This is a genomic window from Burkholderia sp. HAN2018 (assembly GCF_024704855.1).
In the GTDB taxonomy this organism is placed as follows: domain Bacteria; phylum Pseudomonadota; class Gammaproteobacteria; order Burkholderiales; family Burkholderiaceae; genus Burkholderia; species Burkholderia cepacia.
The window spans coordinates 1-10,349 of the sequence record NZ_QOBB01000252.1; the positions used below are offsets into that span (position 1 = coordinate 1).

At 68.1% G+C, this 10,349-nt stretch carries 12 protein-coding genes; 7 read left to right on the forward strand and 5 right to left on the reverse strand.

Annotated elements, in window-relative coordinates:
* The 3 genes from bcsA to DPV74_RS35290 form a co-directional block, all read left to right on the forward strand.
* The coding region (gene bcsA, locus DPV74_RS35280; RefSeq protein WP_119338880.1) for a UDP-forming cellulose synthase catalytic subunit at positions 1-2,118 on the forward strand (2,118 nt) is incomplete at its 5' end.
* Between the two features lie 26 nt (positions 2,119-2,144).
* Positions 2,145-3,701 carry a cellulose biosynthesis protein BcsG gene (gene bcsG, locus DPV74_RS35285; RefSeq protein ID WP_119338881.1) on the forward strand — a complete coding sequence of 519 codons (1,557 nt, stop codon included), beginning with the start codon at positions 2,145-2,147 and terminating at the stop codon, positions 3,699-3,701.
* On the forward strand, positions 3,683-3,886 hold the full coding sequence (locus DPV74_RS35290; protein ID WP_027787773.1) for a hypothetical protein: 204 nt from the start codon (positions 3,683-3,685) through the stop codon (positions 3,884-3,886). Before bcsG ends, DPV74_RS35290 begins: the two co-directional genes overlap by 19 nt.
* A 69-nt stretch (positions 3,887-3,955) precedes the next feature.
* Here the strand turns inward: DPV74_RS35290 and DPV74_RS35295 are convergent, their stop codons facing one another.
* The 4 genes from DPV74_RS35295 to DPV74_RS35310 are packed head-to-tail and all read right to left on the reverse strand — an operon-like array spanning position 3,956 to position 7,172.
* The gene (locus DPV74_RS35295; protein WP_027787772.1) at positions 3,956-4,849 is read right to left on the reverse strand and encodes a pirin family protein; all 894 of its coding nucleotides are present in this window, start codon (positions 4,847-4,849) and stop codon (positions 3,956-3,958) included.
* A gap of 32 nt (positions 4,850-4,881) precedes the next feature.
* Positions 4,882-5,274 carry an OsmC family protein gene (locus DPV74_RS35300; RefSeq protein WP_021160831.1) on the reverse strand — a complete coding sequence of 131 codons (393 nt, stop codon included), beginning with the start codon at positions 5,272-5,274 and terminating at the stop codon, positions 4,882-4,884.
* A 46-nt stretch (positions 5,275-5,320) separates the two neighbouring features.
* Positions 5,321-6,901 carry a sodium:proton antiporter gene (locus DPV74_RS35305; RefSeq protein WP_027787771.1) on the reverse strand — a complete coding sequence of 527 codons (1,581 nt, stop codon included), beginning with the start codon at positions 6,899-6,901 and terminating at the stop codon, positions 5,321-5,323.
* Between the two features lie 10 nt (positions 6,902-6,911).
* On the reverse strand, positions 6,912-7,172 hold the full coding sequence (locus DPV74_RS35310) for a DUF1427 family protein (protein WP_027787770.1): 261 nt from the start codon (positions 7,170-7,172) through the stop codon (positions 6,912-6,914).
* Between DPV74_RS35310 and DPV74_RS35315 the strand changes: the two genes are divergently transcribed.
* Together DPV74_RS35315 and DPV74_RS35320 are read left to right on the forward strand one after the other, a co-directional pair.
* On the forward strand, positions 7,171-7,446 hold the full coding sequence (locus DPV74_RS35315; protein WP_124546985.1) for a hypothetical protein: 276 nt from the start codon (positions 7,171-7,173) through the stop codon (positions 7,444-7,446). The two genes, DPV74_RS35310 and DPV74_RS35315, sit on opposite strands and share 2 nt — an antisense overlap.
* A gap of 8 nt (positions 7,447-7,454) precedes the next feature.
* Positions 7,455-8,141 (forward strand): hydrolase, encoded by a 687-nt coding sequence (locus DPV74_RS35320; RefSeq protein WP_060173865.1) that lies wholly within the window; start codon positions 7,455-7,457, stop codon positions 8,139-8,141.
* 22 nt (positions 8,142-8,163) lie between these two features.
* Here DPV74_RS35320 and DPV74_RS35325 read toward each other — a convergent pair whose 3' ends face one another.
* Positions 8,164-9,087: a LysR family transcriptional regulator gene (locus DPV74_RS35325; protein ID WP_119338882.1), complete on the reverse strand. Its 924-nt coding sequence runs from the start codon at positions 9,085-9,087 to the stop codon at positions 8,164-8,166.
* 117 nt (positions 9,088-9,204) lie between these two features.
* Between DPV74_RS35325 and DPV74_RS35330 the strand changes: the two genes are divergently transcribed.
* Positions 9,205-9,372, forward strand: a complete 168-nt coding sequence (locus DPV74_RS35330) for a DUF1427 family protein (protein WP_060173866.1) — start codon at positions 9,205-9,207, stop codon at positions 9,370-9,372.
* 19 nt (positions 9,373-9,391) lie between these two features.
* Positions 9,392-10,349, forward strand: a 958-nt coding sequence (locus tag DPV74_RS35335; protein WP_162923229.1) for an amidohydrolase family protein, incomplete at its 3' end; no start/stop codon positions are given.

Sequence of the window (10,349 nt, forward strand, 5' to 3'; positions counted from 1 at the left end):
AACGGCGTCGGCCGGCGCCGCTGGCTCGCGCCGCTGCTGCTGGTGGCCGGCGCACTGCTGTGGGCCGCGGCCGGGATGTCGCCGCTGATGCCCGGCGCGCAGTTCGCGTTCTTCGCGATCGTCGCGGTGCTGGCGCTCATGCTGCGCCGCCTGCCGGGCCATCTGCCGACGCTCGCGCTCGCGTCGCTCGCGCTGCTCGCGACGGTGCGCTACGTGTGGTGGCGCACCACGCAGACGCTCGATTTCCGCAGCCCCGTCGAGGCCATCGCGGGCTACCTGCTGTACGGCGCGGAAGCCTATACGTGGATGATCCTGCTGCTCGGCTTCGTGCAGACCGCGTGGCCGCTCGACCGGCCGATCGTGCCGCTGCCCGACGATCCCGACACCTGGCCGACCGTCGACATCTACATCCCGACCTACAACGAGCCGCTGTCGGTCGTGAAGCCGACGGTATTCGCCGCGCAGAGCATCGACTGGCCGAGCGCGAAGCTGCGCGTGTACCTGCTCGACGACGGCCGGCGCCCCGAGTTCGCGGCGTTCGCGGCCGAGGCCGGCATCGACTACCTGACGCGCGACGACAACCGCCACGCGAAGGCCGGCAACATCAACCGCGCGCTGCCGAAGACGCACGGCGAATACATCGCGATCTTCGACTGCGATCACGTGCCGACGCGCTCGTTCCTGCAGACGACGATGGGCGTGTTCCTGCGCGACCCGAAGTGCGCGCTGGTGCAGACGCCGCACCATTTCTTCTCGCCCGATCCGTTCGAGCGCAACCTCGGCACGTTCCGCGAGATCCCGAACGAGGGCAACCTGTTCTACGGCCTGGTGCAGTCGGGCAACGACCTGTGGAACGCGACGTTCTTCTGCGGCTCGTGCGCGGTGCTCAAGCGCAGCGCGCTGGAAGAGGTGGGCGGCGTTGCGGTCGAGACGGTGACCGAGGATGCGCACACGGCGCTCAAGCTGCACCGGCGCGGCTATACGTCGGCGTACCTGCCGACCGTGCAGGCGGCCGGCCTCGCGACCGAAAGCCTCGCGGGCCACGTGAAGCAGCGCACGCGCTGGGCGCGCGGGATGGCGCAGATCTTCCGCATCGACAATCCGTTCCTCGGGCGCGGGCTCGGCCTGATCCAGCGGATCTGCTACGGCAACGCGATGCTGCACTTCTTCTACGGGATTCCGCGGCTCGTGTTCCTGACGATCCCGCTCGCGTACCTGTTCTTCCACCTGTACTTCATCAATGCGTCGTCGCTCGCGCTCGCGAGCTACGTGATCCCGTACCTCGTGCTCGCGAACGTCGCGAACTCGCGGATGCAGGGGCGCTACCGTCATTCGTTCTGGGCCGAGGTCTACGAGTCGGTGCTTGCGTGGTACATCGCGCTGCCGACCACCGTCGCGTTCTTCAGCCCGAAGCACGGCAAGTTCAACGTGACCGACAAGGGCGGCAAGATCGACGAAGGCTACGTCGACTGGTCGACGTCGAAGCCGTATCTCGTGCTGTTCGGGCTGAACGTGCTCGCGATCCTCGCCGGCATCTGGCGGCTCGTGGCCGACCAGGGCGACGAGGCGTCGACGATCCTGATCACGCTCGGCTGGACCGTGTACAACCTCGCGATGCTCGGCGCCGCGCTCGCCGTCGCGCGCGAGACCAAACAGGTGCGCGTCACGCACCGGATCGCGATGCGCGTGCCGGCCACGCTGCTGCTCGCCGACGGCTCGACGGCCGCATGCTTCACGAGCGACTACTCGACCGGCGGCCTCGGCCTCGAAGCGGTGCCGGGGCTCCCGGTCGCCGTCGGCGACACGCTGACGGTGTGCGTGACGCGCGGCGACCGGCCGTTCCCGTTCCCGGTGCGCGTGAGCCGCGTGACGCCGACCCATGTCGGCGTGAGTTTCGAGGAACTGACGCTCGAACAGGAGCGCCAGCTCGTGCAATGCACGTTCGGGCGCGCGGACGCGTGGCTCGACTGGCACGAAGGCCAGCGCGTCGACACGCCGCTGCGCGGGCTGAAGGAAGTGCTGCGCATCGGCCTGGACGGCTATGTACGGATGTGGAAGGGTGCGGCGCGCGGCCTGCAGGCCATGCTGGCGCCGAAACTCGATCGGGCGCGCGACTGACGCGCGCTCATCATGGAGTGGGTTAGATGACGTTCTGGAATCTGTATTTCATCCTGAAGTTCGCGCTGTTCGCGACCGGGCACCTGCAGCCGTTCTGGCTCGCGAACCTCGCGTTCGCGGTGGCGCTCGCGATGAGCGCGCCGATCCGGCGGCGGGCGTGGCGCATCGTCCGGCAGGTCGTCGCGATCGCGATCGCGGTGCCGCTGCTCGCGCGCGAGCTGCATGCACCGCCGCTTGCCCGTCTCGCCGAGGCCGCGCGGGAAGTCAGCACGTTCCGTCTCGACTACTGGATGGAGCTGCTGCCGCGCCTGCTGCCGCCCGTGCTGGTGCTGACGGTGGCCGGCGTGCTGATCGTCTACTTCATCGTCAACCGCTGGCTGCGCGTCGCGACCTTCGTGCTGGCCGTGCTGGTCGTGATGCCGCTGTGGCAGGCCGGCAGCGGGCTGATGGCGCGCGTCGTCGCGCCGCTTCCGCAGCAGGCGAACGCGGCGGGCACGACGCTCGTCGGCCAGCCCGAGGACCACAACGCCGCGCTCGCGACGTTCCGCACGCAGGAGTCGCAGCGACAGGTCGCGTTCGGCCACCTCGGCAGCGATCCGGCCACACAGTTCGACGTGATCGTGCTGCACATCTGCTCGCTGTCGTGGGACGACCTCGATGCCGCGAAAGCGCGCAACCATCCGATGCTGAGCCATTTCGACTACCTGTTCTCGAACTTCAGCACGGCCGCGAGCTACAGCGGCCCGGCGGCGATCCGCGTGCTGCGCGCGAGCTGCGGGCAGGAAGCGCACGCCGACCTGTACAAACCCGCGCCGCAGCAGTGCCACCTGTTCTCGCAACTGGCGAGCGCCGGTTACTCGGTGCAGTCGCTGCTGAACCACGACGGCCACTTCGACAATTTCCTGCAGGTGATCCACGACAACATCGGCGTGGCCGACGCGCCGATGATCTCGAACGCAGCCGCGCCCGTTGCGATGCACGCGTTCGACGGCTCGGCGATCAAGGACGACTACACGACGCTCGCGAACTGGTATGCGCAGCGCGCGTCGGTGCAAGGCCCGGTCGCGCTGTACTACAACACGATCAGCCTGCACGACGGCAACCGGATCGTCGGCAGTTCGCTGACGAGCATCGACTCGTATCCGCAGCGCGTGACGAAGATGATGAACGACTTCGACCGCCTCGCCGACCTGATCGCGCAATCGGGCCGCCGTGCGGTGATCGTATTCGTGCCCGAGCACGGCGCCGCGCTGCGCGGCGACAAGTACCAGGTCGCGGGCCTGCGCGAGATCCCGACGCCGCGCATCGTGCACGGGCCGGTGGGCGTGCGGCTCGTCGGCTTTGCCGGCAATCACGGCGCGACGACCGTGATCGACCAGTCGACCAGCTTCCTCGCGCTCGCGCAACTGCTGTCGAACCTCGTGTCGAACAGCCCGTTCAAGCCGGGCACGACGCTCGCGCAATACGCGGCCGACCTGCCGCGCACGCGGATGGTCGGCGAGAACGAGGGCACGGTGACGATGCAGACGGCCGAGGGTTACTCGGTGAAAACTCCGGATGGCGTATGGATCGACGAACAGTAATGCTGCACGGTGACGGCGACGACGATCGCCTGTCGCAACCGAACGACGTGCTCGGCCTCGCGCGGCATCTGCCCGCGCTCGATCCCGGGCGTTACGTCGACGAGCAGGCGCGCCGTGCGTTCATCGAGTCGCTCGATCGCTGGCCGACACTGGCGAAGCTGATGGGATTGAAACCGTCGACGTAACACGGACGGGACGACGGCCGGCATGCGTGCCGGCCGTCGGTTGCCTGCGGGCGATCCTGCCTATTGGGCCTATTGCGCCTGTTGCGCCTTGCGTTCCGGCTGGCGCGTCCATTCGTTTTCTTCGCCCGGCACCTTGCCGAAGGTCTGATCGGCCCACGCGGCGCGGGCCGCGTCGATCTTCGCGCGCGTGCTCGACACGAAATTCCATTCGATGAAACGCTCGCCCGGCAGGTGCGCACCGCCGAGCAGCATCACGCGTGCGCCGCTTGCGCTGGCGAGCGCCACGGTCGCGCCGGGTTCGAGCACGGCCATCGTCGCGGGGGCGAGCGGCGTGCCGTCGATGGCGAGGTCGCCGTCGACCAGGTACACACCGCGTTCCTCATGTTCGGCATCGAGCGCGAGCGTGCCGCCAGCCGCGAATTCCGCATACGCATAGAGCGTCGGCGAAAACACGGCGACCGGCGACGCGAGCCCGAACGCGGTACCCGCGATCACGCGCACGGTCGTGCCGTCACGCGTGAACGACGGCAGCGTGTCGGCCGGATGATGGACGAACGCGGGCGTGGTGTCTTCATGCTCGACCGGCAGCGCGACCCAGGTCTGGATCCCGTGCACCGGCTGCTCGCGCGGCCGGTCTTCGTCGGGCGAACGCTCCGAATGCACGATGCCGCGGCCGGCCGTCATCCAGTTCACGTCGCCCGGCACGATCTTCTGCCGGAAGCCGAGGCTGTCGTGATGCATCAGCGAGCCGTCGAACAGGTAGGTGACGGTCGCGAGGCCGATGTGCGGATGCGGCAGCACGTCGATGCCGCGGCCGGCCGGCAGCACGGCCGGCCCCATCTCGTCGAAGAAGATGAACGGGCCGACGAGGCGTGCGGCGCGCGCGGGCAGCACGCGGCGCACGACGAGGTTGCCGATGTCGCTTTCGCGCGGCGTGAGCAGGGTCTTGATCGAGGCGGACATGGTGGGGATTCTCGTGGTCGGTGCGGGGCGCGTCAGGCGATCGCCGTGTCGATGGTGATCGGATGCGAGAGGATCTTGTGCACCGGGCATGCGTTCGCGATCTGCAGCAGGCGTTCGCGCTGTTCGCCGGACAGGTCGCCGTCGAGCGTGATGCGACGCACGATCGTGCTGCCCGCGCTGCCCGATTCGTGCGCGAGCTTCACGTGCACTTCGGCGAGCGGCCAGCCCTTGCGTTGCGCGTACATCTTCAGCGTGATCGCGGTGCATGCGCCGAGGCTCGACAGCAGCAGCGCGACGGGCGTCGGCGCGGTGTCGCCGCCGCCGAGCGGCGTGGGCTCGTCGGCGCGCCACTGGTGGACGCCGTCGGTGAAGTGGACGAGGTAATCGACGGCGCCGATGCTTGCTTCGACGGACAGTTCGCTCATTGCGGTTCCATAAGGAGAAAGGGGGAGGCGGCGGCTTGGCCGGGCTTCAGGGTTCGAGCAGGCGCTGCAGGCGCAGCTCCTCGAAATCGAGTTCCGATTCGATCCGGTGCAGCACCGTGTCGTCGACCTTGCCGTCGCGATGCAGGTCGAGCAGCGCACGGCGCGACACGCCGACGAGGTCGAGTTCGACGCGCAGCATGCGCGCCCGCACGTTGGCCGGTTCGGTGCCGTGACGATGCGCGCGTTCGTTGAAGGTCACGCGGTTCCGGTATTCGGCGAGCAGGCGGTCGAGCGAAGGGCGTTCGAGGCTCGACCCGCGCTGTTCGAGCGCGTCGAGTTCGGCGAGCGCCGCGCCGAACGTGTGCGCGCGCACGGCATGTTCGGACATCGTGTGCCGCGCGGCCGGGCGCAGCTTCAGTACGCGGATCAGCGGCGCGAGCGTGCCGCCCTGCACGACGAGCGTCGCGATGATCAGCAGGAACGTGCTGAACAGGATCAGGTCGCGGCCGGGGAAGGTGGCCGGCAGTGCGATCGCGGCCGCGAGGCTCACGACACCGCGCATGCCCGACCAGCCGAGCACGACGGCTTCGCGCCACGACCACGGAGCGTGGCCCGCGCGCGGCGCGCGCAGGCGGCCCGGCAGCCACATCGCGACGAACACCCACACGAGGCGCGCGCCGATCGCGGCGGCAGTGGCGGGCAGCGCGACGCGCAGGCCGGCCATCAGCACCGCGCCTTCGTGGTTCACGCGTGCGAGGATCGCGTGCAGCGCGAGGCCGATCAGGATGAACACGAGCGCGTCGAGCACGAACACGATCGCTTCCCAGGTCGCCTTCGCCTTGATCCGCATGTCGGCGTCGAACACGCGATGCTGGCGCACGCCGAGCACGAGGCCGCAGGTCACCACCGACAGCACGCCCGAGCCGTCGACGGCTTCCGCGATCCCGTAGCTGCCCCACGCCATCGCGAAGGTCACGACGATGCCGAGCATCGGGTCGCGCAGGCGCGGCAGCACCCAGCACATCGCATGGCCGCACGCGAGGCCGACCGCGATGCCGATCAGCGTCAGCGAGAAGAACAGGCCGGTGGCGCTGGCGGCCGTGATCGATACCGCCAGCGCGGCCGACACGGCCATCTGGTACAGCAGCAGACCCGACGCATCGTTGACGAGGCTCTCGCCTTCGAGCACCGCGACGAGCCGCGCGGGCAGCGGGTGGCGCTGCAGGATGGCCTTCGCGGCAACCGCGTCGGGCGGCGACACGATCGCGCCGAGCGTGAAGCAGGCGGCCCACGGCAGCGCCGGGTTCACGGCATGCACGGCAAGCGCGACCGCGACGGTGGTGAACACCACCGCGCCGAGCGCGAGCGACGCGATCGATGCGAGCTCCTGCCGGAATTCCTTCCACGCGGTGTAGAACCCGCTCGACATCAGCAGCGGCGGCAGCACGGCCACGAGCAGCAGCGCCGGGTCCATGTCGGGCACACGCTTGCCGGCGACCGCGACCACGCAGCCGCCGAGCAGCAGCACGACGGCCGGCGGAATCGAGATGCGTTCGGCGAGCCACGTGAGCGCGCCCGCGCCGCAGATCAACAGCAGCAGGTAATGGAACAGTTCGACGTTGGTCATGAGCCTGGCGTCACGACGGCTTGCGGTCGTTGGCGGCGCCGCCCGGCAGCGTACCGAACATGTGCTGGCTGCATTGTGCGTCGCGCCATGCGGTATTGAGCCGGTGGCCGGACAGCATCCGGCGCGCGAGCGGGAGGATCTGTTCGCCGGCCAGCATGCCGAGCAGGCCGAGGAGCGCGATGATCGGCGGCGCCGGCGAATTCACGCCGAGCGCGCCGTAGATGACACCGGCGAGGATGCCGGCGAACAGCGACAGAAAATACGGTTTCATGATGAAAACCTCTCGTGATAGGCTGATCGGGCGCGAAGGCGGTGCCTTCAATGTGCTGGAAGCGTATCGGGTTTACGTGCGGAAAAAAAGGGCGGACAGCCCTCGGAGACCCCCTCTTTCGGAATTCGATCGATTCCATTTCTTGGATGTTCGAGCCGCGACTTTTCCGATTAAATGGCTGCAACCGGAACACGCCAATCCGGGGCAACGCACAGCCGGCTCCTCCGCCATCCCGGTCGAGGCAAGCCTTGAACGTTTCCAGACCAAAGGATGATTCGCGCCATGAGCAACGCCAAACTTGAAGTCCTCACTCCCCACAATAGCCAGATCATCTTCATCGACCAGCAGCCGCAGATGGCGTTCGGCGTGCAGTCGATCGATCGCCAGACGCTGAAGAACAACGTCGTCGGGCTCGCCAAGGCCGCGAAGGCATTCAACATCCCCACCACGATCACGACGGTCGAAAGCGACAGCTTCTCGGGTTACACCTATCCCGAGCTGCTCGACGTGTTTCCGAACCAGAAGACGCTCGAGCGCACGTCGATGAACTCGTGGGACGACCAGAAGGTGCGCGACGCGCTGGCCGCGAACGGCCGCAAGAAGGTGGTCGTGTCCGGCCTGTGGACGGAGGTCTGCAACACGACGTTCGCGCTCTGCGCGATGCTTGAAGGCGACTACGAGATCTACATGGTGGCCGACGCGTCGGGCGGCACGTCGAAGGACGCGCACGACTACGCGATGCAGCGGATGATCCAGGCCGGCGTCGTGCCGGTCACCTGGCAGCAGGTCGCGCTCGAATGGCAGCGCGACTGGGCGCGCCGCGACACCTACGACGCGGTGATGGAGATCGCGAAGGAACACTCGGGCGCGTACGGGATGGGTGTCGACTACGCGTACACGATGGTCCACAAGGCCGCCCAGCGCACCGCGACGCCGCACGAGTCGATTCCGGCCGTGCCGGCGAAGTAACCGGCCGCATGCTGCCGCCCGGTCAGACGGGCGGCAGCGCCCACGGCGCGTGCGACAGGTGTTCGACGAGAAAGTCGAGCAACGCCGTCACGCGCGCGGCGCGCAGCATGCCGGGCGGCGTGACGAGGTTGACGTTGATATCGGGAATTTTCCAGTCATGCATCACTTCCTCGAGCGCGCCGCTTTGCAACTCGTTCCACACCAGGAACGACGGCTGCAGCGCAAGGCCCTGGCCGGCGATCAGCGCGGGGCAGAGCACGTCGGCGTTGTTCGCGCGAATGCGCCCGCGCACCGGCACGCCGAATTCCTCGCCCGACGTCTTGTGGCGGAAGCGCCAGTATTCGGGCGTCGGAATGTTCGTGTAGGTCAGGCATACGTGCTGGTCGAGTTCGTTCGGATGAGTCGGCCGGCCGTGCCGGTCGAGATACGCGGGCGACGCGACGAGCGGCCGGCGCACCGCGCACAGGCGGCGCGCACGCAGCGACGAATCGTTCAGTTCGGCGATCCGGATCGCGACGTCGAAGCCGCCGGACACGATGTCGACGAAGTGATCGGTCAGCACGAGGTCGACGTCGACGCGCGGATAGCGCTCGAGAAACGCGGGCAACAGCGGCGCGAGATTGCACAGGCCGTAGGACATCGGCGCGTTCACGCGCACGAGGCCGTGCGGTTCGAGCGCATGCGCGGAGGCTTCGCCTTCGATCAGCTCGGCATCGGCGAGCAGCCGGATCGCGCGATCGCGCAGCAGCTCGCCGGTCGGCGTGAGCGACAGCTTGCGCGACGTGCGGTACAGCAGCATCGCGCCGAGGCGCTTTTCCAGGCGGGCGATCGCTTTCGACACGGTCGGTTGCGATACGCCGAGCAGGTCGGCGGCCTTGGCGAACGAACCGGTCTCGGCGACGCGCGCGAAGATGGCCCAGGCTTCGAGATCGGGAAGATGTTGCATGGCTGGAAGGCGTGGCGGGCAAGCGAAGCGGGTGGGGCGGCAGCGGATCGCGCCGCGTGCGCATGGCGCCCGTGCGGGCGGAAATGCGGGTCATTCTAATCCAGTCGTGAGGAGCGTATGGAATCGTATGTCGTTTCATTGGGTGCCGGCATGCTGGTCGGCGTCATGTACAGCGTGGTCAAGGTGCGCTCGCCCGCACCGCCGCTGATTGCCCTGGTCGGGCTGGCCGGCATGCTGGTCGGCGTCGCGGCCGTCGCACCGGTCCGTCACTGGCTCGGTTTCTGACTGGATCGAGGACACATTGATGAACGCACCCGCCACTCAACCGGATCTGATCCTTCACAACGGAAGGTTCACGACCCTCGACCGCGCGAACCCCGTCGCGACCGCCGTCGCAATCAAGGACGGCCGCTTCGTCGCGGTCGGCCACGACGCGGACGTGATGCCGCTCGCGGGCCGCGCGACGAAGGTCGTCGATCTCGAGGGCCGCGGCGCGCTGCCGGGCCTGATCGACAACCACTGCCACGTGATTCGCGGCGGCCTGAACTACAACATGGAACTGCGTTGGGACGGCGTGCCGTCGCTCGCGGTTGCAATGGACATGCTCAAGCGGCAGGTGGCGATCACGCCCGCGCCGCAATGGGTGCGCGTGGTCGGCGGCTTCACCGAGCACCAGTTCGCCGAGAAGCGCCTGCCGACGATCGACGAACTCAACGCGGCCGCGCCCGATACGCCGGTGTTCATCCTGCACCTGTACGATCGCGCGCTGCTGAACGCGGCCGCGCTGCGCGTAGTCGGCTACACGAAGGACACGCCGGAGCCGCCGGGCGGCACGATCCTGCGCGATGCCGCGGGCAACCCGACCGGGCTGCTGCTCGCGAACCCGAACGCGACGATCCTGTACGCGACGCTCGCGAAGGGGCCGAAGCTGCCGTTCGAATACCAGTACAACTCGACGCGCCACTTCATGCGCGAACTGAACCGTCTCGGCGTGACCGGCGTGATCGACGCGGGCGGCGGTTCGCAGAACTATCCGGACGACTACGAGGTGATCCGCAAGCTGCACGACGCGGGCGAGATGACGATCCGGATCGCGTACAACCTGTTCACGCAGAAGCCGAACGCCGAGAAGGAAGACTTCGTGAACTGGACGAAGAGCACGAAGTATCACGACGGCACCGACTACTTCCGCAACAACGGCGCGGGCGAAATGCTGGTGTTCTCGGCGGCCGACTTCGAGGACTTCCGCGTCGCGCGTCCGG